The sequence below is a fragment of the Sphingopyxis panaciterrulae genome (assembly GCF_014199295.1).
Classification (GTDB): Bacteria; Pseudomonadota; Alphaproteobacteria; order Sphingomonadales; family Sphingomonadaceae; genus Sphingopyxis; species Sphingopyxis panaciterrulae.
The window spans coordinates 94,083-115,194 of sequence record NZ_JACIJH010000001.1; the positions used below are offsets into that span (position 1 = coordinate 94,083).

The following is a 21,112-nucleotide window of genomic DNA, read 5'->3' on the forward strand; positions in this document are numbered from 1 at the left end:
GATCCTTCCTGCGTGGGGGCGGTGATTCGCCGCCCCCTTAGCGCGGCTTTCGGGGAAGGGCCACCGCCCCCTTGAAATGCCCGGGGCCGCACCCAGATTCGCAGCATCCGGCCGCCGCAACGGGGCCGGACGGAGGCGCCGACGCCATGTCGACGCCCCATGACTTCGCTTTACGAAGGAAGGAATGACCCATGCGTAACAGTTTCGACTGGACCCCCTATCGCCGCTCGACCGTCGGTTTCGACCGCCTGTTCGATTTCTTCGAGACGAGCGGTTCGGCGGACAATTATCCGCCCTTCGACATCGAGAAGATCGCCGACGACCATTTCCGCATCACGGTGGCGGTCGCGGGCTTCAAGACTGACGAGATCGACATCACCGCGCAGCAGAATATGCTGACCGTCAGCGGCCGCAAGGCGCCGGCGAAGGAAGGCGAGGAACGCAAGCTGCTCTATAGCGGCATTGCGACACGCGCCTTCGAGCGCCGCTTCCAGCTCGCCGATTTCGTGCGCGTCGACCGCGCCGACCTGGGCGACGGCCTGCTGACCATCGACCTGGTGCGCGAAGTGCCCGAGGCGATGAAGCCGCACAAGATCGCGATCGGCGGCGACATGCCGGCGATCGAAGACAGCAAGAAGGCCGCCTGACTCCCCTCTCTTTGGGCAGCCTGACGAACGGGGTCCGGTTTCTTCCGGGCCCCGTTTTTGCAGGATGCTTTCGAGAAGGCGACGATTGGCGAAAGGACGCGCGATTTTGGTTCACGCGAAGACGCGAAGAGGACGCGCTTCCCGCGAAGCAGCTTGCCTTTTCGGCGCCGCGATTCGAGCCGTCGTGAAGAAAATCGGGCCTATCGGCCCGAAGCCTCTTCTTCGCGTCTTCGCGTGAAACCTCTTCAAAACCGCCGCGCCAAAAGCCGCGCCGATCCGGCGCTCACAACATCTGGTCGAGCGTCGCCAGGCAGGCGTGGGCGAGCAGCTTCGAGCGCTCTGGCGACCAGCCCTGCACCGGGTCGGACAGGTCGCGATTGTCCTTGAACGGCATTTCGAGCGTCATCGACACCGCGCCGAAGCGTTCGGCGAGCTGGGTCGTCGACATCGTCATGTTCGCCTGGCCCGGTGCCGAGGATTCGTAGCCGAGTTCGGTCTGGAAATCGGGGGTGTTCGCGGCGAGCGCGGTCTGGAAAGCGAGGAACTTCTCCGTCTGCCCGGCCTTCAGCGAGGGGATGCCCTCGAAACCGGCGAGGAAGACCGCGGGGATCGCCTCGTCGCCGTGGACGTCCATCGCCCAGTCGACGCCGCTTTCGTCCATCGCATTCCGCACGCACAGCACCTCGGGACTGCGTTCGGGCGTCGGATCGTTCCATTCGCGGTTGAGATTCACGCCGGCATAGTTGGTGCGCAGATGGCCGCGCCGCGAGCCGTCGGGATTCATGTTGGGGACGATATGGAAGCGGCATTTCTGCCGCAGCGAGCGCGCATGGGGATCGGCGGGATCGGTCAGCTTCTCGAGCGCGCCCTCCATCCACCATTCGGCCATCGATTCGCCCGGATGCTGGCGCGCATAGAGCCAGACCTGCGTGTCGCCCGTCCCCATTTCGATGCAGTCGATCGGCTGGCCTTCTAGGCTGGTGCCGAGGCAGCGGTGGGACACGCCGTCGCATTCGGCGACCGAGGCGATCAGGTCGTGGTGCCGCTCCATCGAATAGGGCGCGAAATAGGCGATCCAGAGCAGCGACCCTTCGGCGGTGTGGCGGATAGTCAGCGTGCCCGCCTCATAGCTGGTGTCGAGCCGGAACCAATGGTCGCGGTCGTAGCTTGCGGCGGCGGCATAGCCGGGCCAGCCGTCGGGATAGGCCGAATCCCCCAGACCCGCGATCGCGAGTTCGAGCGCGTCGCCGGCGGTACAGGCGACGCGGAAGTGGAACCATTGATAGAAATCCGATTCGCGGTCCTTGCGGATCGAGAGGCGGGCAGTGGTGCCGGCGAGCGACTCCACGACGATATTGCCGCTGTCGAAGGCGGCGTTGATGCTGATGGTCATGGGACGCTGATAGTGCGTCCCGATTCGCCGGGAAAGTCCCTGAATAGGGCTTCGGACAATTTCGCCGCGGCGAGCGAGGGCTGCGACGCAGGCGCCTTCACCGGCACCGCCGCGATCGCGCGGCCTTCCCACAGCGCCTGGCCGGTCGCGGCATCGTCGATGCGCACGCCGAGCCGAAGATCCTGCATCTGCCGCGGCCCGCCGCCGAGGTTGATGCCGAGCCCGAGGCCGACCCCCGAGCCATAGCTGCCGGTCGAGCCGCCGACGCCGACCGAGACCGGCGAGCGCTTGCCCGGGCCGAGCCGTTCGGCGCGCTCGAAGCCGATCCGCACCCTGAGCGGCGCGGTGCTGGTCGCCGTGCCCTCGGCGGCAACGAGGCCCTGAAGCTGCAACTGCCGTTCGACCGCAGTGCGATAGCTGTCCCATTCGAGCGACGGCTGAATTCCGCTTGCCGCGCCCGCCGGATCGGCGAGCGGCCGCGGATCGACGACATAGCGCGTGCCGGGCGCCCAGCCGGCGACGGCAGCGCTGTGGAAGCGGGTCACCTCCACCGGGGGCACGGGAGTGGCGCACGCCGAAAGGGCGAGCGCAGCGAGGCCGAGCAGGGCGGCGGAACGATGACGCATCATGCGCGCATGATGCGCCCGCGAAGCTGGCTTGGCAATGAACGGGCCGCGGGACGGGCCCGCCGCGCCGATCAGCGATAGAAGATATGGTTGTCGATCGCCGCGACCCGCGTCCTGTGCCAGCCGGGCCGGACGTAGCGCGCGTGGAAGAAGAGCGCGCCGGGCGCCTTGGTCTTCCACATGTCGTCACGAGCGATCTGCGCGACCGCGACGGCGCGCGCCCATTGGCGGCTCGATTCGCGGATGCTGGGCATCTTGCCGCCGCGCACGAAGCTGAACTGGCTGCGCTGATGGACGACGCCGCAATAGCTGCTGGGGAAGCGGCCCGATTCGGCGCGGTTGATGATGACATGCGCGACCGCGAGCTGGCCGGCGAGCGATTCGCCGCGCGATTCGAAATAGACCGCGCCGGCAAGGCAGCGCAGCTCGGGATCGATCGTCGCCGGCATCGGCGTCGCATCGACGAGCGCGGCGAGCGTCACGGGCGCCGGTTCCGGCGCTTCGGGCTCGGTCTGGTCGATGCTGTCGGGAGTGGGGGGGGCGACCGGAGCGTCGGTCGAGAGATCCGCCGTTTCCGCCTTCATCGGCGTTTCGGCGCCGGGAAGCTGGATCACGGGGGTGTTGGCGTCGGCGCCAAGATCGGTTGCGAAACCAGGTTCGGCCAGCAGCAGCGTCGCGGCAACGGTCAGGCCCACGGCAGCCACGCTGGCGGCGTTCAAGATACGACTCATATGATCCGTCAAAAGGGCGGCTGATGAACCGGAACTTCAGAACAGACGGGGGCTATGCTGTATGCCGCCTGCGGTCATCATCCGACTGCGTGTCCGAACCGTTTGCCCGGATCGCCGGAAAACCGGCAAGAATCCGCGGAACGACCTACGCGTTGATTGCTGGCGCGCGACCTATTGTGCGCCGCAACAATGTCAAGCAAGCAATCCCCATTCGGCGACGAGTTGTGGCGCGTTCGCGATATCCAGTTCAACGATCCACAGGTCGGGATCGGCGATTCGGCGCCGTTCGACATAGGCGGCGCGGGTCGCGGCATCGGCCGATTCATCGGGGCCGACCGCTTCCCACAAATAGCCGCCGGTCAGCGCGAATCGCCGCTCGAGCAGCGGGCCGGACGCGCCCCGATCGCTGCACTGAACGAGGATGGCGCCCGCGTCGGCATCGCCCGAGGCGAGAATAGCCGCAAAGCCGCCTGCGGCTTCGGCGCGGCGAATCAACAGGTCGACGAGGAAACGGCCCTGGAGCCGTGTCATGGAATCCTACGCGGCGTCACGCGTTTCGGTGTCGGCGAGCAGCGCATAGAGCGCCTCGTCGTTCTTCGCGCCGCGCAGCCGCTCGGCCACCGCCTCGTTGCGCAGCATCCGCGATACGCCGGCGAGCGCCTTCAGATGGTCGGCGCCCGCGTCGAGCGGCGAGAGGAGGACGAACAGCAGGTCGACCGGGAGCCCGTCGACCGCCTGGAAATCGATCGGCCGCGCGAGTTGGAGGAACAGGCCTCGCACCCCGGCAAGGTCGGAAAGCTTGGCATGGGGCAGGGCGATGCCGCGCCCGAATCCCGTCGAGCCGAGCCGTTCGCGTTCGAGCAGTGCTTCGGCCACCTCGCCCGAATCGAGACCGAGCGAGCGCGCCGCCAGGTCGCCGACATAAGGAAAGAGCGCCTTCTTCGAATCGATCGGAACGTGCGCACGCACAGTCGCGGGGTAGAGAAGAGAGGATAGGTTCATCGGTCTGGTCAAATCTGTAAAACGCCGGGCCCGCCGCGCAGGGCCAAAGGCTTTTCGCGGTCGGTCGCGGATCGGTTCTGCTGCTTCCCCGCCATCCCGGCTCGGGGCATTGATGGGCGCGGCCCTTAGGCCGGATGGCGGAGAAAATCCAGCCCCTATTGCGGCTCGACCCAACCGATGGTGCCGTCATGGCGACGATAGACCATATTATGTGCGCCGGTCCTGCTGTTGACGAAGAGCAGCGCGTTGGTGTCGCGCAGGTCGAGCATCATCACCGCGTCGGACACGCTGGTAGTCGGGACGTCGACCCGCGTTTCGGCGACGATTGCCGGCGCGTCGCCCGCTTCCTCCTCCTCATTGCCCGCGTCGAAGACGATATAGCTCGCATTGGCCTGAATCTCGTCCAGCGTCGCCGACGGTTGACTCGGGCTGCTCTTGTCCTTCAGGCGCCGCATATAGCGTCGAAGCTGTTTGTCGATGCGCTCGGCGGCCGCCTCGAAGGCGACGTGCGCATCCTGCGCCTGGCCATGGCCCTTGAGCACGAGCCCTTGCATCACATGCGCGACGATATCGCACTGGAAGCTATCGTGCGGTCCCTTTCCGAAGACCGCGTGCGCGCCGATCGCGCGCGAGAAATATTTGTCGGCAATCGCGTTCATCCGGTCCGACACATGCGCCTGAAGCGCTTCGCCGGTTTCGATCTGGTGGCCAGAGACGCGGATTTCCATTTGTCTTCTCCTTCCAGGGTCTCGTGAGCGGCGGCCTCAGGCTGCCGTCACGGGCTATCGTGCCACAGCGGTTGGGTGAGTGCGGCAACGAATTCGGCATGACGCGCAAGCTCGGCGGGAGTTGCGGCATGGGGCCGCGGCTCGCGGAACGGACGCGCCGGGGCGGCCGGGCGCGGCGGCGAAGCGACGCCCGGCGCCGCGGTGACGGCGGACGCGGCGGCAAGTCCCAGCCCGATCTGCCGTCCGCCGGTCATTTCGATATAGAGGTGCGCGAGCAGTTCGGCGTCGAGCAGCGCGCCATGCTTGATGCGGTGGCTGCGGTCGATGCCATAGCGGGTGCAGAGCGCGTCGAGACTGTGCTTGGCGCCGGGATGAAGCTTGCGCGCCATCTGCACGGTGCAGCACATGCGCGCCATGTCGAGCGCCGGCCGGCCGACGCGCGCCAGCTCGGCATTGATGAAGCCGAAGTCGAAGGCGGCGTTGTGCGCGACCATCGGCGCGTCGCCGAGAAACTCGAGCAGCTCGTCGACACGGCTTGCGAACAGCGGCTTGTCTGACAGGAACTGGACCGACAGGCCATGCACCGCCTCGGCCTCTGCCGGCATGTCGCGTTCGGGATGGAAATAGGCGTGGAAGGTCCGGCCAGATTCGCGCCGGTCGACCAGCTCGACGCATCCGATTTCGACCAGTCGGTGCCCAGACCTGGGATCGAGTCCCGTCGTTTCGGTGTCGAAGATTATCTCTCGCATCTGACGATCCAATCTGGACCTTATCGCGCGCGGAAACAAGAGGCGATGGCGCGAATCTGGCGATGCGTCTCGCTTTTCGGGCGGCCGGTTTCGATCACGAAATCGGCGCGCGCGCGCTTGACCCGGTCGGGGGTCTGCAAGGCGCGGATCGCCCTGAACTTGGCGGCGGTCATGCCGGGGCGGCGCATGACGCGCTTGCGCTGGACCCAGAGCGGCGCGGAGACGACCGCGACCGCGCCGACCCGCCGCGCGCCGCCCTTTTCAAAGAGCAGCGGAATGTCGAGGACGACGACGGCGCGGGCGCGGTGCCGCGCGAGGAAACGCTTCTGCGCGCGGCCGACCGCGGGATGGACGATCGCCTCGAGCGCCGCCAGCTCGTGCGGGTGGCCGAGCACACGCGCACCGAGCTTTTGCCGGTCGACGCCGCCCGGGCCGGTGGTACCGGGAAAGCGCGCCTCGATCGCCGCGACCAGCGCGCCGCCCGGCCCCTGCAGCCGGTGCACCTCGGCATCGGCGTCGAACACCGGTACGCCCTCGCGCTCGAACATCGCGGCCGCGGTCGACTTGCCCATGCCGATCGAACCGGTGAGCCCGAGGATGAAGGGGCGGCGCAGCCGCGAGGCGGGGCGCTTATAAGGGGTCATGCGGTCAGCAGCGCGCGCAATTCCTCGTCGCGTCCCTCGGGCGGCGCAGCGCCGAAGAAGAGTTCGAAGGCGAGCGCCGCCTGGCCGATCAGCATGTCGAGCCCGTCGACCGTGTCGAGCCCGCGCGCCTCAGCCGCCCCGAGCAGCCCGGTGCGCAGCGGCGAATAGACGAGATCGTAGACGATCGCCTCCCCAGGAAGCGACGACAGGTCGAGGTCGAGCGGCGGCTGGCCGGTCATACCGAGGCTGCTGGCATTGACGAGCAGCGCCGCGGGCGGCAGCGGTGCGTCGAGCGCAGCGGTCCCGCCCTTGAGACCGAAGGTCGCGAGCAGTCCCATCGCCTTCAAGGGACTGCGGCCAATCATCGTGACGAACCCGACGCCAGCGCGCGCGAGCGCAAAAAGGACAGCACGCGCCGCGCCGCCAGCGCCGACCACGATCACCGGCGCGCCCGCGAGATCGAGTTCGGCGAGCGGCGCGTAGAAGCCCGCGGCATCCGTGTTGGTACCGATCAGCGCTCCATCAGGCTGACGCACCACCGTGTTCATCGCGCCGATCGTGCCGCGGATGTCGCCCGGATCGTCGACCAGATCCATGATCGCCTGCTTGTGCGGCATGGTGATGTTGCAGCCGCGCCAGTCGGGATCGGCGCGGCGTTCGGCGATGTAAGCGGCGAGGCCTTCGGGTTTCACATGCGCGCGGGCGTAGCGGCCGACCAGGCCGAGCGCGTCGAGCCAGAAGTCATGGATCAGCGGCGATTTCGACTGCGCGATCGGATCGCCGATCACTTCGGCATAGGGGAGGGCGGCGGGCAGGTCGTCGCTCATGACGGCGCCAGCCCGGTCGCGCGCAGCCAGGCGAGCAGCGGGAGCATCGGCATGCCGATGATGGTCCAGGGGTCGCCCTCGACCCGATCGAACAATGTCACGCCCGCTCCTTCGATCTCGTAACAGCCGACGGTCCAGCGGATGCTGTCCCATTCGCGCGCCACATAGTCGGCGATGAAGGCGTCCGACAAGGGACGCATCCACAGCTTTGCCTCGCCGATCGCGCGCCACACCGGCACCCCGCCCTGCGCGGCGACCGCGGCGCTGAACAGCCGGTGACGCGTCCCCGCCATGCGCCGCAGATGATCGGCGGCTTCCTCGGGGCTTTCGGGCTTGCTGAGCATCGTCCCATCGGCGAGCGCGAGCGTCGAATCGGCGCCGAGCACGGTGATGCCGGGAAGTCGTGATGAGACCTTGATCGCCTTTGCCTCGGCGAGGGCATCGGCGATGTTGCGCGGTGTCTGTCCGGTAGCGAGCAGCGAGGCGGCCAGCGCCTCCTCGTCAACATGCGCGGGCGTCGTTTCGAAAGCAAGCCCGGCGGCGCGCAGCATCGCCGCGCGTCCGCTGCTCTGCGAGGCGAGGACAAGCGCGGTCATCCGGCGCGGTCCTCGACCAGCTTGATGACCGCCGCCGCGGTTTCCTCGATCGAGCGGCGGGTCACGTCGATCACCGGCCAGCCATTGTCGGCGAACATCCGCCGCGCAAAGGCGATCTCGGCCTTGACCCGGTCCTCGTCGACATAGGCGGTTTCGGGCGCCTGGTTGAGCGAGAGCAGGCGGTTGCGCCGCACCTGCACGAGCCGGTCGAGCCCGGTGGTCAGCCCAACGACGAGCGGGCGCTTGAGGTCATAGAGCCGTTCGGGCGGCGGCGATTCGGGGACGATCGGGATGTTCGCGGTCTTGTAGCCGCGGTTGGCGAGATAGATGCTCGTCGGCGTCTTCGAGGTGCGCGACACGCCGGCGAGGACGATGTCGGCCTCTTCCCAATTCTCGGCGCCGATGCCGTCGTCGTGGGCGACGGTGAACTGGATCGCGTCGACGCGCCGGAAATAGGCGGCGTCGAGCACATGCTGGCGACCGGGACGCGCCTTTGCTTCCTGCCCGAGTATCCGCGACAGCGCATCGGTCACCGCGTCGAGCGCCGGCACCGTCGGGAGGCCCTGCGCGCTCGCGCGGCGTTCGAGGCTGGCGCGCAGTTCGCCGCTGACGAGGGTGAAGAGGATCATGCCGGGGCTCGCTTCCACCTCAGCCATGATGCGGTCGAGATGCGATTCCGAACGAACCATCGGCCAGAAATGCCGCACCACCTCGACATCGTCGAACTGGGCGATCGCCGCCTTGGCGATATTCTCGAGCGTCTCGCCGGTGGAATCGGATATGAGGTGGAGGTGGAGGCGGCTCATCGCGGCACCATGGCGTCGGCGCGCGGAAAAAGGCAAGCGGAGACGCGCCAGCCGCCCCTGTGGATAAGATTCGGCATAAGGGGTTGGACAAACGCGGCAGCCAAATTCCATCCCCGGCGCTGCCGATTCCGTTCCACCCCTTATCCCCGGCGATCCGAATTTATCCACAGGCTGTGAAGAAGGGGGACAGGGGCCCGCGACTCCGGCCCCGATCGTCCGCCCGCACGAGTCAAGCTGTTGGCAAAAGCGGCGCGGCTGGGCTAAGCCCCACTTTCCGCCTGCCAACAACCACCACAATCTATTCAATCTATATGATGAGAGAAGAAAGAGGGGCCGCGTGAAGGCGTCACCGAAGAGCTTGCTGGCGACACTGCGCGGGGTGCGGCAGGAGCGGCCCGCACTGTGGCTGATGCGCCAGGCCGGACGCTATCTGCCCGAATATCGCGCGCTGCGGGAGACCAAGGGCGGGTTCCTCGAGCTCTGCTACGATCCCGAGGCGGCGGCCGAGGTGACGCTGCAGCCGATCCGGCGTTTCGGTTTCGACGGCGCGATCCTGTTTTCCGATATCCTCGTGGTGCCGCACGCGCTGGGACAACGTCTGTGGTTCGAGGCCGGCGAGGGGCCGCGGCTCGCACCGCCGCTTGTCGACACCGCGCTCGCCGTGCTCGAAGCGGCACCGCAGCGGCTCGATCCCGTCTATGCGACGGTCGCGCGTGTCGCGGCGGCGCTGTCCGCCGAAACCACTTTCCTCGGCTTTGCCGGCAGCCCCTGGACCGTCGCCACCTATATGGTCGCCGGCGCGGGGTCGAAGGACCAGGCCGCGGCGCGCCGGCTTGCATTCGGCGACGTACAGGCCTTTCAAGCGATCGTCGACGCGATCATAGATGTTACCGTGACTTACCTGTCGGGCCAGATCGAGCAGGGGGTCGAGGCGGTGCAATTGTTCGATAGCTGGGCGGGCAGCCTCAGCCCGGCGCAGTTCGAGCGCTGGGTGATCGCGCCCAATGCCGAGATCGTGGAGCGACTGAAGGCGCTGCACCCCGACACGCCGGTCATCGGCTTTCCGAAGGGCGCGGGCGGCAAGCTCGCCGCCTATGCCGACGAGACGGGGGTCGATGCGATCGGGCTCGACGAGACGGTCGATCCCGCCTGGGCCGACGCGGCGCTGCCAGCGCATCTGCCGGTACAGGGCAATCTCGACCCGCTTGTGCTCGTCGCCGGCGGCGCGGCGCTCGATGCGGCGATCGACCGCATCCTTGCGGCTTTTCCCGTTCGCCCCCATATCTTCAATCTCGGCCATGGCATCGTGCCCGACACGCCCATAGCCCATGTCGAGCATCTGATCCGGCGCGTACGCGGCCACTAAGGCGGGGGACAGCAATGGAATTGGCAGGTTTTCTGGGGGTGACGATGCTGTGGGTCAAGGCGGCGCATGTGATTTTCGTCATCTTCCTGATGGCGGGCCTGTTCATGATGCCGCGCTTCTTCGTCTATCATCACCAATGCCCGGTCGGGTCGGACGAGGACAAGAAGTGGATCGAGCGCGAGGACCGGCTGCGCCGGATCATCCTCAATCCGTCGATCGTCATCGTCTGGATTCTCGGGCTGATGCTCGCCTTCAGCGGCGGCTATTGGAGCGAGGGCTGGTTTCACGCCAAATTGCTGCTCGTGCTCGGCCTTTCGGGCTATCACGGCTGGCTGATCGGCTATTTCAAGAAGCTGAAACGCGGCGAACGGCCGCTTTCGGAAAAGCGGCTGCGGTTGCTCAACGAGGTTCCGGGCGTCGTCGCGGCGATCGTGGTTGTCCTGGCGGTCGTCAGGCCGTTCTGACCCGCGCTCTGTCGCGAGCCGATTGACTTGAACCGGCCCGAAAGTTAGGGGCCGGTCAACACCGCGCTTTGCGGGCGGCGCTTCCCTGGCGCCGAACTATCGCGAACGGCCGTCCCCCGGCCGGATAGGCACCGGCCGGTGCAACGAATTAGTCCAGTTTTCTCCCGAATTTCATTACCTGGAATCCATCCATGCATCTTAAAGAACTCAAGAGAAAGTCCCCCGCCCAGCTGGTCGAAATGGCCGAAGAGCTGGGCGTCGAGGGCGCATCGACGCTGCGCAAGCAGGATCTGATGTTCTCGATCCTCAAGGAACTCGCCGAAGAGGGCGAGGAGATCATCGGGTCCGGCACGATCGAGGTTCTGCCCGACAGCTTCGGCTTTCTGCGCAGCCCCGAGGCCAATTATCTCGCCGGCCCCGACGACATCTATGTCTCGCCGAACCAGGTTCGCAAATATGGCCTGCGCACCGGCGACACGGTCGAGGGCGAGATTCGCGCGCCCAAGGACGGCGAGCGTTATTTCGCCCTGACCAAGCTGGTCAGCGTCAATTTCGACGACCCCGAGGTCGTCCGACACCGCGTCAATTTCGACAATCTTACCCCGCTCTATCCCGACCAGAAGCTGTCGCTCGACACGATCGACCCGACGGTCAAGGACAAGTCGGCGCGGGTCATCGACCTCGTCAGCCCGCAGGGTAAGGGTCAGCGCGCGCTGATCGTCGCGCCGCCGCGCGTCGGCAAGACGGTGCTGCTGCAGAATATCTCCAAGGCGATCACCGACAATCATCCCGAGGTCTTCCTGATCGTCCTGCTGATCGACGAGCGCCCCGAGGAAGTCACCGACATGCAGCGCAGCGTCAACGGCGAGGTCATTTCGTCGACCTTCGACGAACCCGCGCAGCGCCACGTCCAGGTGGCCGAGATGGTGATCGAGAAGGCGAAGCGCCTTGTCGAGCACAAGAAGGACGTCGTCATCCTGCTCGACTCGATCACCCGGCTCGGCCGCGCCTACAACACGGTGGTGCCGTCGTCGGGCAAGGTGCTGACCGGCGGCGTCGACGCCAATGCGCTCCAGCGTCCGAAGCGTTTCTTCGGCGCCGCGCGCAACATCGAGGAGGGCGGTTCGCTGTCGATCATCGCGACCGCGCTGATCGACACCGGCAGCCGCATGGACGAGGTGATCTTCGAGGAATTCAAGGGCACCGGCAATTCGGAAATCGTTCTCGACCGCAAGGTCGCCGACAAGCGCATCTTCCCCGCGCTCGACGTCGGCAAGTCGGGCACCCGCAAGGAAGAGCTGCTGGTCGAGAAGGACAAGCTGTCCAAGATGTGGGTGCTGCGCCGCATCCTGATGCAGATGGGCACCGTCGATGCGATGGAATTCCTGCTCGACAAGATCAAGGATTCCAAGACCAACGAAGATTTCTTCGAATCGATGAACCAGTAAGCGGCGGGGCGAGTTGACCGATCATGCTTGATCTTCTGATGACGGCGGGCGCCGCGGCGCCGGCACTCGGCGGCCCCGACGGAATCTGGGCGCATATCGTCAACGATTTTTCCAACATCACCGAACCGGCCGCGCTCGCCGCCTTCTTTCAGGTGCTGATGATCGACATCGTGCTGGCCGGCGACAATGCCATCGTCGTCGGCGCGCTGGCGGCGGGCCTGCCCGCGGCGCAGCGCAAGAAGGTGATCCTGATCGGCGTCCTCGCGGCGCTGGTGCTGCGCATCGCCTTCGCGCTCGTCGTCACCCAGCTCATGCAGATCGTCGGGCTGATCTTCGTCGGTGGCCTGCTGCTGATCTGGGTCGCGTGGAAGATGTGGCGCGAGCTGCGCGAAAGCGGCCATTCGGGCGGCTCGCCCGAGGTCGAGGGCGACGAGCATTCGGGCCTGAAGCCCGCGAAGAGCTTCGCCGCCGCGGCTTGGGCGGTCGCGGTCGCCGATGTCAGCATGAGCCTCGACAATGTGCTCGCGGTCGCGGGCGCCGCGCGCGAGCATCCGGGAATCCTGATCGTCGGGCTGATCTTCGCGGTCGCGCTGATGGGCATCGCGGCGAACATCATCGCCAAATATATCGAACGCTATCGCTGGATTGCCTATATCGGCCTCGCGGTGATCCTTTATGTCGCGGTCAAGATGATCCACGAAGGCTGGATCGACCCCAGCGTCGGCGTCGGAACGCTGTTCGGCTGATCGGCCTTTCGGCCCCGAAAACGAAGAGCCAGCCTGGCGAAGGGCTGGCTTTTTCGTATCGGCTTCCCATCTGCCCGATATGGCCCAGCTCCACATGACCCGCGTCGCCGTCGGCTGCCCGGACTATCCGGCGCTCGCGGCGCGGATTGCGGCGCGCGCCGGGGGCGGCGAAATCCGCTTTGCGACGCGGATGCGGCCGAAGCGCGCCGACGAGTTGATCGGCGGCAAGCTGCATTTCATCGTCCGCCACACGCTGGTGGCGCGGGTCGAGATTCTGCGCTTCGAGGATCGCGACGACGGGCGGATCGACATCGTCTGCGCCGCGGCGCTCGAGCGCGTGCATCCACAGCCCAGGCGCGCGCACCAGGGCTGGCGCTATCTGACGGACGGCGATGCGCCCAGCGCCGACGACGATGCGAGCGGCATCGCCGATCTGCCGCCACACCTCTATCGTGAGCTGGCCGAGCTCAGCCTGATCTAGCCGTCAACCCGGCGTGCCTTCGATCGCGGCGCGGAAGCTGTCGGCGCGCGCCATCGCCCAATAGCGGGCGCTGGCGACCGAATCGGGCGCGTCGAGCAGGATGCCGCGCGGATAGAAGCTGTAGATGCGGTCGATCGAATCCGATCGCGTCGCATTCTGGCGTTCGTGGAGATGATGCGGACGGATCTGCCACGGCGTTTCCAGCCCCATCGCGGCGGTGATGTCCCACAACGAAGATACGGTGGCGGCCTGGAAGCGGCGGACGCGTTCGGCCTTGTCCTCGACCACCAAACCGCGCTGACGCCCCGGGTCCTGCGTCGCGATGCCGGTCGGGCATTCGCCGGTGTGGCATTTGAGCGACTGGACGCAGCCGAGCGAGAACATGAAGGCGCGCGCGGCATTCGACCAGTCGGCGCCGAGCGCGCAATTGACCGCCAGCCCCGCGCCCGAATGCACCTTGCCGGAGGCGGCGAGGCGGATATCCTCCTTGAACCCGCAGCCGACGAGCGCATTGCGCATGAAGATCAGCCCTTCGCGCAAAGGCATGCCGACGCGGTTCGAAAATTCGACCGGCGCGGCGCCGGTGCCGCCTTCGGCGCCGTCGACGACGATGTAGTCGAGGCGGATTCCGGTTTCGAGCATCGCCTTCATGACGGCATAGACTTCGTGCGGCTGGCCGACGCACAGCTTGATCCCGACCGGCTTGCCGCCCGACAGCTCGCGCAGCCTTGCCGCCCATTCGACGAGCTCGATCGGGGTCGCGAAGGCCGAGTGGGCGGCGGGCGAGATGCAGTCGACTCCCTGCGGGACGCCGCGTGTCGCCGCGATCTCTGCGCTGACCTTGGGGCCCGGCAGGACGCCGCCATGGCCGGGTTTGGCGCCCTGGCTCAGCTTGATCTCGATCATCCGCACCTGGTCGATCTGCGCCGTGTCGCGGAAGCGTTCGGGGTCGAAGCGACCGGTGCCGTCGCGCGCGCCGAAATAGCCGCTGCCGAGTTCCCACACGATGTCGCCGCCATGCGCGCGGTGATAGGGGCTGAAGCCGCCCTCGCCGGTGTCGTGATAGAAGCCGCCGGTCTTGGCCCCGAGGTTGAGCGCCTCGATCGCGCGCGCGCCGAGCGAGCCGAAGCTCATCGCCGAGATGTTGAGCAGCGCGACGTCATAAGGTCGCGCGCATTGCGCGGTGCCGACCCGCGCGCGCCGTGTCCGGTCGTGCTCCTCGACGGGGGCGATGCTGTGGCTCATCCATTCATATTCGTCCGAATAGACGTCCAGTTCGGTGCCGAAGGGATGGGCGTCGAGATCGCGCTTGGCGCGCGCATAGACGATGTCGCGCTCGTTGCGGGCGAAGGGGCGGCCGTCGAGCGGGCTTTCGACGATATAGGCGTAGAGGAAGGGGCGCAGCGCCTCGAACATCCAGCGCACGCGCGCGATCAGCGGATAGTTGCGCCACAGCGTATGGTGCCGCTGCACCGCGTCGTAGATGGCGAGCAGCAGAAGCGGCACCCAGGCGATCAGCGTCCAGCGTGCCGGCGCCCACCAGCCGGCGAGGGCAATGAGCAGGAGCAGGACGGGAAAGGCGAGCCAGCGGCGCATGATCTAACGAGCCTGCGCCGCGAGCATCGTCGCCATTTTTTCCCATACCTTGTTGATCGCCTTGAGCGGCCGCACCATGACCTTGAAATCCTCTATCTTTCCGTTGGCGTCCCAGCGGATGATGTCGACGCCATTGATCTGGATGCCGTCGAGTTCGCAGACGAATTCGAGGCAGGCTTGATCGCCGTCGACGATCTCGCGCAGATAGCGAAAACTGTCGCCGCCGAGGACGTGGCTCGCCGCGTGGAGATAGGCGAACACCTTGTCGCGCCCCTCTTGCGGCGTGTGGACGACCGGCGAGTGGAACACCGCATCCTCGGCGAGCAGCGCCCGGAGCGCCTGCGGGTCGCCGCCGGCCGCCATATAGGCGTGCCAGGCGGCGAGCCCCGGGTGGGCGCTCACGCCAAAGTCCCGGCGAAGAAGGCGCGGGTGCGTCCATCGGCGAGTTTGGCTCCCTCGTCGTCGCGGCGATTGCCGCTGGTCGCCGCGAAGCCGTGGTCGAGACCGGGATAGTCGTGGAGCGTCACCTTCGGATTGGGATCGAGCGCCTCGTGAATCTTCTGCTGCGCGGCATGATCGACGAAATGATCCTCGGTCGGGATATGCAGCATTAGCGGGTTCGAGATCGCATGGGCTTCGTTCAGCATCGTGTCGATCATGACGCCATAATAGCCGACCGATGCGTCCACGTCGGTGCGCGTCGCCGCCATATAAGCGAGGCGGCCGCCCAGGCAGAAGCCGACGCAGCCGATCCGGTTCGTGCCTTGGCCGCGCAGCCAGCGGACCGACGCTTCGATATCCTTGACGCCCAGGTCGGCGTCATATTGTCCGAAATAGCCGAGCGCTTTCTGGAATTCCGCCTCGACGTCGGGATTCAGCTCGACGCCGGGGGCGAAGCGCCAGAAGATGTCGGGCGCGATGGCCAGATAGCCTTCGGCCGCCCAATCGTCGCATTTCTGGCGAATGCCCGCGTTCACGCCGAAGATTTCGGGAATGACGATGATCGCGCGGGAACTGTCGGCGTCGGGGCGCGCGACATAGGCGGGAATGTCGCCTTCGCCGTCGAGGGCGGGGATGGACGTGTTGGTCGGGGACATGAGGCTCTCCTGGCTCTTGCTTCTTGACGGTGAAAACGCGAAGCTAGCGGCGCCGGGAGCGCGGCTCAAGCGCCAACACCCGCATTCGGGCAGGAGAAGGGGCATGAAGTTCAATATCGAGATCGATTGCACGCCCGAAGAAGCGCGGCGCCTGTTCGGGCTGCCCGACCTCGAGCCGCTGCACGAGATTTATCTGAGCCGGGTCAAGGAGCTGATGGCGAAAGGCATCACCCCCGACATGGTGCAGGCGATGGTCAAGGGCTGGGTGCCGATGGGCGAGAGCGGCCTGGGCCTCGTCCAGTCGTTGCTCGGCCAGTTCGGCGGCGGCCTGATGGGCGGCGCGGCGAAAGCGGCCGACAAGGAAAGCGGGGACAAGCCGGCGCGGGGGCGCAAGGGCTGAACGGAAAATTGCAGGAGAAGGGCGCGAGCGACACGATCTTCGCGCTGTCGAGCGGGGTGCCGCCGGCGGCGATCGGGGTCGTGCGGATCAGCGGACCCCGCGCGGGCGTGGCGCTGAAGGCGCTTGCCGGGCGGCGGCCGCCGCCGCGTCGCGCGTCGCTCGCGGACCTGCGCCGCGCGGACGGCGGCGCGCTCGACCGCGCACTGATCCTGTGGTTTCCCGGCCCCGCGACCGCAACGGGCGAGGATCTGGCCGAGCTGCACCTGCACGGCGGCCGCGCGGTGGTGGCGGCGGTCGAGGCGGAGCTGGCGGCGCTGCCGGGGCTGCGGCGCGCCGAGGCGGGGGAATTCACCCGCCGCGCCTTCCTGAACGGCCGCATCGACCTGGCCGAGGCAGAGGGGCTGGCCGACCTGCTCGCCGCCGAGACCGAAAGCCAGCGCGTGCAGGCGCTGGGTCTGGCGAGCGGGCATGTCTCGCGCGCCGTCGCGGCCTGGCAGGAGCGGCTGCTCGCGCTGATGGCGGGGGCGGAGGCGGAGCTGAATTTTTCCGACGAAGGCGATGTGGAAGTTGGTGAAAGTGCCGCGCAGCGTGCGGTCACGGGGATGGCGGCGCTGGCCGGCGAGCTGGGCGAATGGCTGGCGCGGCCGGCGGCGGAGGTGATCGCCGAGGGGCTGTCGGTGGTGATCGCGGGACCGCCAAATGCTGGAAAATCCACTTTAATCAATGCTTTGGCTAAAAGGGAGCTGGCGATCGTGTCGCCGGTCGCGGGGACGACGCGCGATGTGATCGAGACGCCGCTCGCGCTCGACGGCATCGCGATGCGCTTTTCGGACACGGCCGGATTGCGCGGGGAAGGTGCCGAAGCGATCGAGGCGATCGGGATCGATCGGGCGAAGGCGGCGGTGGCGGCGGCGGATATATTGCTGTGGCTCGGCCCGCCCGAGGCGACGCCCGCGCATCCGCGCGCGATCCGGATCGCAGCGCAGGCCGACCGCTGGCGCGGCGACGCGGCGGCCGAAGCCGAGGCGGCGCATGCCGACCTGATTCTGTCCGCGACGACTGGCGAGGGGATGGCGGCGCTGCACCGCGCGATCGTCGACCGGGCGCGGACGCTGCTGCCGCGCGAAGGCGAGGCGGCGCTGCGCGCGCGCCAGCGCGCGGCGCTTGCGGAAGCGCGCGAGTGGCTGACGGTCGCGGCGGGATCGCAGGAAGCGAGCGACCTGATCCTGCTTGCCGAGCGCCTGCGCCTTGCAGCGGGTGCGCTCGATCGCATCACCGGGCGGGCCGGGGTGGAGGATATGCTGGATGCGCTGTTCGGACGGTTCTGCATCGGGAAATGATGTTTCACGTGAAACGCGGCGGGCAGGAGCGCCGAGCGCAGCCCCATTTTGACTCGCACAAAAACACAAGGAGGGCGCGAATCGATCGAAAGTGCGTGCCGATCATGGTGTCTTTATGGGAAGATTAATCGGACCGGCCCGAAGCGACGCACGCAAAATCGGCATCATTCAAACCGGTTCGCGCTGAGCTCGTCGAAGCACTGTCCTTCCTCTAGCGACGCCTGAAAGAAAGAACGGCCCTTCGACAAGCTCGGAGCCTGCCCCCGCGAAGGCGGGGGCGAACGGGCAGATTTACAACTCGGCGTTCCAAAGGATATTCATGATCTCACGCGCAGGCGCGAAGGCGCGAAGAAGACCCGCCCGGTCTTCGCAGTCTTTGCGCCTGTGCGTGAGATTTTGCTTGGCGCTGTGCACCGGATGGATTTATGGGCGCCGCGATCATGCGGAGCAGCGCACCATTCGATGTCGTCGTCGTCGGCGGCGGGCACGCCGGGACCGAGGCCGCCGCGGCCGCGGCGCGGCTCGGCGCGCGGGTGGCGCTGGTCAGCTTCGACCCGGCGCTGATCGGGAGCATGTCGTGCAACCCGGCGATCGGCGGGCTCGGCAAGGGGCATCTGGTGCGCGAGGTCGACGCGCTCGACGGCTGGATGGCGCGCGCGGCCGATGCCGCCGCGATTCATTACCGCATGCTCAACGCGTCGAAGGGCGCGGCGGTGCAGGGGCCGCGCATCCAGGCGGACCGGACACTCTATCGCCATGCGATCCAGGCGCTGCTCGCGGCCGAGCCGGGCATCGCGGTGATCGCGGGCGAGGCGGCGGCGCTGACGCTCTCGTCCGATGGATCGCGCGTCGAGGGATTGGTGCTCGGCGACGGCAGCGCGCTGACAGCAGGCGCGGTGGTGCTGGCGACCGGCACCTTCCTCGGCGGGCGGATGTTCCGCGGCGAGGAGCGGATGGAGGGGGGACGCATCGGCGAGGCGGGCGCGCACAAGCTTGCGCAGCAGCTCCGCGGCGCCGATCTGCCGATGGCGCGGCTCAAGACCGGGACGCCGCCGCGCCTCGACGGGCGGACGATCAACTGGGCACAGCTCGACGAACAGCCGTCGGACAGCGGCGACTGGACCTGTTCCACGTGGAACGACCGGCGGACGGTGCCGCAGATTTTCTGCGCGATCACACGCACCAACGCGGCGACGCATGCGATCATCGCCGACAATCTCCATCGTTCGCCGCTGTTCACCGGCGCGATCGGCGCGGCGGGTCCGCGCTATTGCCCGTCGATCGAGGATAAGATCCACCGCTTCGCCGACCGCGACGGGCATCAAGTGTTTCTCGAGCCCGAGGGGCTCGACACGCATCTCGTCTACCCGAACGGCGTTTCGACCTCGCTGCCCGCCGACGTCCAGTTGGCGATGCTGCGCACGATCGGGGGGCTGGAGAGGGTCGAGATGGTCGTGCCCGGCTATGCGGTCGAATATGACCATATCGACCCGCGCGCGCTCGACCGGACGTTGCAGCTTCGCGCGATTGCCGGGCTGTGGTGCGCGGGGCAGATCAACGGCACCACCGGCTATGAGGAAGCGGCGGCGCAGGGGCTGGTCGCGGGCGCCAATGCGGCGCTGGCCGTGCAGGGCTGCGAGCCGCTGATCCTCGACCGATCCGAATCCTATATCGGAGTCATGGTCGACGATCTGGTGTTGCAGGGGGTGAGCGAACCCTATCGCATGCTGACCGCGCGCGCCGAATATCGGCTGCGGCTGCGCGCCGACAATGCGGCGACGCGGCTGACCCCGGCGGGGATCGAACTGGGGCTGGTGCGGCCCGCGACCGCGGCGCTGTTCGCGGCGCGAATGGCGGAGCGGGAGAGGGCGGCGGCGCTGCTCGATGCGCCCGCCGCGAGCGCGGACTATGCGACGCTCGGCCTGACGCTGCCCGGCAACGGCGTGGCGCGCCGGCGGGTCGACCTGCTGCGCTTTGCCGGGGTCACCATGGCGCGCCTGGCGGAGCTGGCGCCCGGGCTGGCGGATGTGAAGCCGGCGATTCGGGCCGAATTGGCCGAGGACGCACATTATGCCCCCTATGTCGCGCGGCAGGAGGCCGAGCTGCGCGCGCTGGCGGCGAACGAGGCGATCATGCTCGACCCCGCGCTCGACTATGGCGCGATCGGTGGGCTGTCCCGCGAGATGGTCGAGCGCCTGACGAAGGCGCGGCCCGAGACGCTGGGGCAGGCGGCGCGCATCGACGGGGTGACCCCCGCGGCGCTGACCGCGATCATGGTGCATAGCCGGCGGCGCGCGGCTTGATTCTTGAGGGTGGGAAATTCTCACATAAAGATATTAAGGAGGGCGTTGTGCGGCGGATTGGTTAGAGCGGCGTGCCGTAAACCTGCATCACTCATCCCCGTTCGCCCTGAGCTTGTCGAAGGGCTGTTCTTTCTTTCAAGCGTAGCAAGAAAAAGGACGGTGCTTCGACAAGCTCAGCACGAACGGAAGAAAGGGTGATGCAGAATTAACGCACGCCGCTTTAGAGCAGGCGTGCCGTTATCCGTTCGTGTCGAGCGAAGTCGAGACACCCATCGGCCTTGCGTCATACCGATGGGTGTCTCGACACGAACGGGACGATGGGTCAGATTTGAGGCTCGATGCTCTAAACAAGTCTGTTCTTCGGGCCTTTGCGTGAGTTCCGAGAAATCTCACGCAAAGGCGCGAAGAAGAAGCGCGATTCCCCGCTTGCGCGGGAATGACGACGGAAGGGCTTTGTCGGGGTGGTGACGATAATCGACGATGAGGCGGCGGCGCGGGACTGGTTGCGCGCGACGTTCGATCCGACGCCCGCGGCGTGGGCGGGGCTCGAGCGGTTCGCGGCGATGCTGGTGGCCGAGAATGCGCGCCAGAATCTGATCGCGGCGTCGACGATTCCGACCTTGTGGGTGCGACATATCGCCGACAGCGCGCAGCTTCTGGCGTTCGATCGCGACGGCGACGGGCTGTGGCTCGATCTGGGGAGCGGGCCGGGGCTGCCGGGGCTGGTGGTTGCGATTCTGAGCGAGCGGCCGCTGATGCTGGTCGAATCGCGCAAGCGGCGCTGCGAATTTCTGCGTGCGGTGGCGGAGGACCTCGATTTGCACCATGTCGAGGTGGTCGAGGCGCGGCTCGAAGCGGTCGAAACCCGCTCCGCGGCGACGATCAGCGCGCGTGCGTTCGCACCGCTCGACAAGCTCATCGACTTATCCGCCCGTTTTTCCACCGAATCGACGCGCTGGCTGCTGCCCAAGGGGCGAAATGCGGTTAAGGAACTGGCATTGCTGCCGCGGCCATGGCAAAGTCTGTTCCACGTGGAACAGAGCCGCACCGATGCGGAGAGCCGGATATTGGTCGGCGCCGGTCGGTTGGGGGGCCGGATCGTGCCGAAAAAGCGAGGATAAT

Annotated in this window: 24 protein-coding genes; 10 read left to right on the plus strand and 14 right to left on the minus strand. The window is 67.1% G+C overall.

The features are described from left to right. Positions 1 to 191: 191 nt before the first annotated feature. Entirely contained in the window at positions 192 to 647 is a 456-nt protein-coding gene (locus tag FHR21_RS00525; RefSeq protein WP_184094240.1) for an Hsp20 family protein, read from the plus strand. A 283-nt stretch (positions 648 to 930) separates the two neighbouring features. Here FHR21_RS00525 and FHR21_RS00530 read toward each other — a convergent pair whose 3' ends face one another. The 11 genes from FHR21_RS00530 to FHR21_RS00580 form a co-directional block, all read right to left on the minus strand. Further along, positions 931 to 2,040: a M14 family metallopeptidase gene (locus FHR21_RS00530; RefSeq protein ID WP_184094242.1), complete on the minus strand. Its 1,110-nt coding sequence runs from the start codon at positions 2,038 to 2,040 to the stop codon at positions 931 to 933. Next, entirely contained in the window at positions 2,037 to 2,666 is a 630-nt protein-coding gene (locus FHR21_RS00535; RefSeq protein WP_246426984.1) for a DUF4136 domain-containing protein, read from the minus strand. The genes FHR21_RS00530 and FHR21_RS00535 overlap by 4 nt, the downstream gene beginning before the upstream one ends. 71 nt (positions 2,667 to 2,737) lie before the next feature. Further along, a complete protein-coding gene (locus FHR21_RS00540) occupies positions 2,738 to 3,397 on the minus strand; it encodes a cell wall hydrolase (protein ID WP_184094245.1) in 660 nt (219 codons plus the stop codon). 192 nt (positions 3,398 to 3,589) lie between these two features. Beyond that, positions 3,590 to 3,928: a DUF1491 family protein gene (locus FHR21_RS00545; protein WP_184094247.1), complete on the minus strand. Its 339-nt coding sequence runs from the start codon at positions 3,926 to 3,928 to the stop codon at positions 3,590 to 3,592. A gap of 6 nt (positions 3,929 to 3,934) precedes the next feature. Further along, positions 3,935 to 4,399: a PTS sugar transporter subunit IIA gene (locus FHR21_RS00550; RefSeq protein WP_184094249.1), complete on the minus strand. Its 465-nt coding sequence runs from the start codon at positions 4,397 to 4,399 to the stop codon at positions 3,935 to 3,937. Positions 4,400 to 4,554: 155 nt separating this feature from the next. Then, positions 4,555 to 5,127, minus strand: coding sequence for a ribosome hibernation-promoting factor, HPF/YfiA family (hpf, locus tag FHR21_RS00555; protein ID WP_184094251.1), 573 nt, complete (start codon positions 5,125 to 5,127; stop codon positions 4,555 to 4,557). A 47-nt stretch (positions 5,128 to 5,174) separates the two neighbouring features. Continuing rightward, entirely contained in the window at positions 5,175 to 5,876 is a 702-nt protein-coding gene (gene dnaQ, locus FHR21_RS00560; RefSeq protein WP_184094253.1) for a DNA polymerase III subunit epsilon, read from the minus strand. A gap of 20 nt (positions 5,877 to 5,896) precedes the next feature. Then, entirely contained in the window at positions 5,897 to 6,520 is a 624-nt protein-coding gene (gene coaE / locus FHR21_RS00565) for a dephospho-CoA kinase (protein WP_184094255.1), read from the minus strand. Beyond that, positions 6,517 to 7,347 carry a shikimate dehydrogenase family protein gene (locus FHR21_RS00570; RefSeq protein WP_184094257.1) on the minus strand — a complete coding sequence of 277 codons (831 nt, stop codon included), beginning with the start codon at positions 7,345 to 7,347 and terminating at the stop codon, positions 6,517 to 6,519. The genes coaE and FHR21_RS00570 overlap by 4 nt, the downstream gene beginning before the upstream one ends. Then, the gene (locus tag FHR21_RS00575) at positions 7,344 to 7,943 is read right to left on the minus strand and encodes a Maf family protein (RefSeq protein ID WP_184094259.1); all 600 of its coding nucleotides are present in this window, start codon (positions 7,941 to 7,943) and stop codon (positions 7,344 to 7,346) included. Before FHR21_RS00575 ends, FHR21_RS00570 begins: the two co-directional genes overlap by 4 nt. Beyond that, complete coding sequence (locus tag FHR21_RS00580) at positions 7,940 to 8,749, minus strand: pyruvate, water dikinase regulatory protein (protein ID WP_184094261.1); 810 nt, start codon at positions 8,747 to 8,749, stop codon at positions 7,940 to 7,942. Before FHR21_RS00580 ends, FHR21_RS00575 begins: the two co-directional genes overlap by 4 nt. A gap of 337 nt (positions 8,750 to 9,086) precedes the next feature. Between FHR21_RS00580 and hemE the strand changes: the two genes are divergently transcribed. The 5 genes from hemE to FHR21_RS00605 all read left to right on the plus strand — a co-directional run bounded on the left by hemE (position 9,087) and on the right by FHR21_RS00605 (position 13,254). Then, a complete protein-coding gene (gene hemE, locus FHR21_RS00585; RefSeq protein ID WP_184094263.1) occupies positions 9,087 to 10,115 on the plus strand; it encodes a uroporphyrinogen decarboxylase in 1,029 nt (342 codons plus the stop codon). 14 nt (positions 10,116 to 10,129) lie between these two features. Continuing rightward, positions 10,130 to 10,579: a CopD family protein gene (locus FHR21_RS00590; RefSeq protein ID WP_184094265.1), complete on the plus strand. Its 450-nt coding sequence runs from the start codon at positions 10,130 to 10,132 to the stop codon at positions 10,577 to 10,579. A 191-nt stretch (positions 10,580 to 10,770) separates the two neighbouring features. Beyond that, entirely contained in the window at positions 10,771 to 12,027 is a 1,257-nt protein-coding gene (gene rho, locus FHR21_RS00595; protein ID WP_184094267.1) for a transcription termination factor Rho, read from the plus strand. 23 nt (positions 12,028 to 12,050) lie between these two features. Next, a complete protein-coding gene (locus tag FHR21_RS00600; RefSeq protein WP_184094269.1) occupies positions 12,051 to 12,773 on the plus strand; it encodes a YjbE family putative metal transport protein in 723 nt (240 codons plus the stop codon). Positions 12,774 to 12,867: 94 nt separating this feature from the next. Beyond that, entirely contained in the window at positions 12,868 to 13,254 is a 387-nt protein-coding gene (locus tag FHR21_RS00605) for a DUF1489 family protein (protein ID WP_246426985.1), read from the plus strand. Between the two features lie 3 nt (positions 13,255 to 13,257). Here the strand turns inward: FHR21_RS00605 and FHR21_RS00610 are convergent, their stop codons facing one another. The 3 genes from FHR21_RS00610 to FHR21_RS00620 are packed head-to-tail and all read right to left on the minus strand — an operon-like array spanning position 13,258 to position 15,947. Next, positions 13,258 to 14,850 (minus strand): FMN-binding glutamate synthase family protein, encoded by a 1,593-nt coding sequence (locus FHR21_RS00610; protein ID WP_184094273.1) that lies wholly within the window; start codon positions 14,848 to 14,850, stop codon positions 13,258 to 13,260. 3 nt (positions 14,851 to 14,853) lie between these two features. After that, positions 14,854 to 15,213 (minus strand): nuclear transport factor 2 family protein, encoded by a 360-nt coding sequence (locus FHR21_RS00615; RefSeq protein ID WP_184095503.1) that lies wholly within the window; start codon positions 15,211 to 15,213, stop codon positions 14,854 to 14,856. A gap of 35 nt (positions 15,214 to 15,248) precedes the next feature. Next, on the minus strand, positions 15,249 to 15,947 hold the full coding sequence (locus FHR21_RS00620; protein WP_184094275.1) for a dienelactone hydrolase family protein: 699 nt from the start codon (positions 15,945 to 15,947) through the stop codon (positions 15,249 to 15,251). A 103-nt stretch (positions 15,948 to 16,050) separates the two neighbouring features. On the opposite strand from FHR21_RS00620, the gene FHR21_RS00625 reads away from it, so the two are divergent. From FHR21_RS00625 to rsmG, 4 genes are all read left to right on the plus strand, one after another. Then, positions 16,051 to 16,347 carry a DUF6489 family protein gene (locus FHR21_RS00625; protein ID WP_184094277.1) on the plus strand — a complete coding sequence of 99 codons (297 nt, stop codon included), beginning with the start codon at positions 16,051 to 16,053 and terminating at the stop codon, positions 16,345 to 16,347. A gap of 8 nt (positions 16,348 to 16,355) precedes the next feature. Beyond that, positions 16,356 to 17,687 (plus strand): tRNA uridine-5-carboxymethylaminomethyl(34) synthesis GTPase MnmE, encoded by a 1,332-nt coding sequence (gene mnmE, locus FHR21_RS00630; RefSeq protein WP_184094279.1) that lies wholly within the window; start codon positions 16,356 to 16,358, stop codon positions 17,685 to 17,687. Positions 17,688 to 18,127: 440 nt separating this feature from the next. Further along, a complete protein-coding gene (gene mnmG / locus FHR21_RS00635) occupies positions 18,128 to 19,990 on the plus strand; it encodes a tRNA uridine-5-carboxymethylaminomethyl(34) synthesis enzyme MnmG (RefSeq protein WP_184095505.1) in 1,863 nt (620 codons plus the stop codon). 464 nt (positions 19,991 to 20,454) lie between these two features. Next, entirely contained in the window at positions 20,455 to 21,111 is a 657-nt protein-coding gene (gene rsmG, locus FHR21_RS00640) for a 16S rRNA (guanine(527)-N(7))-methyltransferase RsmG (RefSeq protein WP_420825265.1), read from the plus strand. Position 21,112: the final 1 nt, after the last annotated feature.

Bases quoted from the DNA above. Each gene is read 5' to 3' on its own strand.
- FHR21_RS00610 (WP_184094273.1), bottom strand. From the start codon at position 14,850: ATGCGCCGCTGGCTCGCCTTTCCCGTCCTGCTCCTGCTCATTGCCCTC.
- FHR21_RS00580 (WP_184094261.1), bottom strand. From the start codon at position 8,749: ATGAGCCGCCTCCACCTCCACCTCATATCCGATTCCACCGGCGAGACG.
- FHR21_RS00540 (WP_184094245.1), bottom strand. From the start codon at position 3,397: ATGAGTCGTATCTTGAACGCCGCCAGCGTGGCTGCCGTGGGCCTGACC.
- FHR21_RS00620 (WP_184094275.1), bottom strand. From the start codon at position 15,947: ATGTCCCCGACCAACACGTCCATCCCCGCCCTCGACGGCGAAGGCGAC.
- FHR21_RS00575 (WP_184094259.1), bottom strand. From the start codon at position 7,943: ATGACCGCGCTTGTCCTCGCCTCGCAGAGCAGCGGACGCGCGGCGATG.
- mnmG (WP_184095505.1), top strand. From the start codon at position 18,128: ATGCGGAGCAGCGCACCATTCGATGTCGTCGTCGTCGGCGGCGGGCAC.
- FHR21_RS00600 (WP_184094269.1), top strand. From the start codon at position 12,051: ATGCTTGATCTTCTGATGACGGCGGGCGCCGCGGCGCCGGCACTCGGC.
- FHR21_RS00570 (WP_184094257.1), bottom strand. From the start codon at position 7,347: ATGAGCGACGACCTGCCCGCCGCCCTCCCCTATGCCGAAGTGATCGGC.
- dnaQ (WP_184094253.1), bottom strand. From the start codon at position 5,876: ATGCGAGAGATAATCTTCGACACCGAAACGACGGGACTCGATCCCAGG.
- FHR21_RS00605 (WP_246426985.1), top strand. From the start codon at position 12,868: ATGACCCGCGTCGCCGTCGGCTGCCCGGACTATCCGGCGCTCGCGGCG.
- FHR21_RS00625 (WP_184094277.1), top strand. From the start codon at position 16,051: ATGAAGTTCAATATCGAGATCGATTGCACGCCCGAAGAAGCGCGGCGC.
- FHR21_RS00545 (WP_184094247.1), bottom strand. From the start codon at position 3,928: ATGACACGGCTCCAGGGCCGTTTCCTCGTCGACCTGTTGATTCGCCGC.
- FHR21_RS00535 (WP_246426984.1), bottom strand. From the start codon at position 2,666: ATGCGTCATCGTTCCGCCGCCCTGCTCGGCCTCGCTGCGCTCGCCCTT.
- coaE (WP_184094255.1), bottom strand. From the start codon at position 6,520: ATGACCCCTTATAAGCGCCCCGCCTCGCGGCTGCGCCGCCCCTTCATC.
- FHR21_RS00615 (WP_184095503.1), bottom strand. From the start codon at position 15,213: ATGGCGGCCGGCGGCGACCCGCAGGCGCTCCGGGCGCTGCTCGCCGAG.
- FHR21_RS00525 (WP_184094240.1), top strand. From the start codon at position 192: ATGCGTAACAGTTTCGACTGGACCCCCTATCGCCGCTCGACCGTCGGT.
- rho (WP_184094267.1), top strand. From the start codon at position 10,771: ATGCATCTTAAAGAACTCAAGAGAAAGTCCCCCGCCCAGCTGGTCGAA.
- FHR21_RS00590 (WP_184094265.1), top strand. From the start codon at position 10,130: ATGGAATTGGCAGGTTTTCTGGGGGTGACGATGCTGTGGGTCAAGGCG.
- hpf (WP_184094251.1), bottom strand. From the start codon at position 5,127: ATGGAAATCCGCGTCTCTGGCCACCAGATCGAAACCGGCGAAGCGCTT.
- FHR21_RS00530 (WP_184094242.1), bottom strand. From the start codon at position 2,040: ATGACCATCAGCATCAACGCCGCCTTCGACAGCGGCAATATCGTCGTG.
- FHR21_RS00550 (WP_184094249.1), bottom strand. From the start codon at position 4,399: ATGAACCTATCCTCTCTTCTCTACCCCGCGACTGTGCGTGCGCACGTT.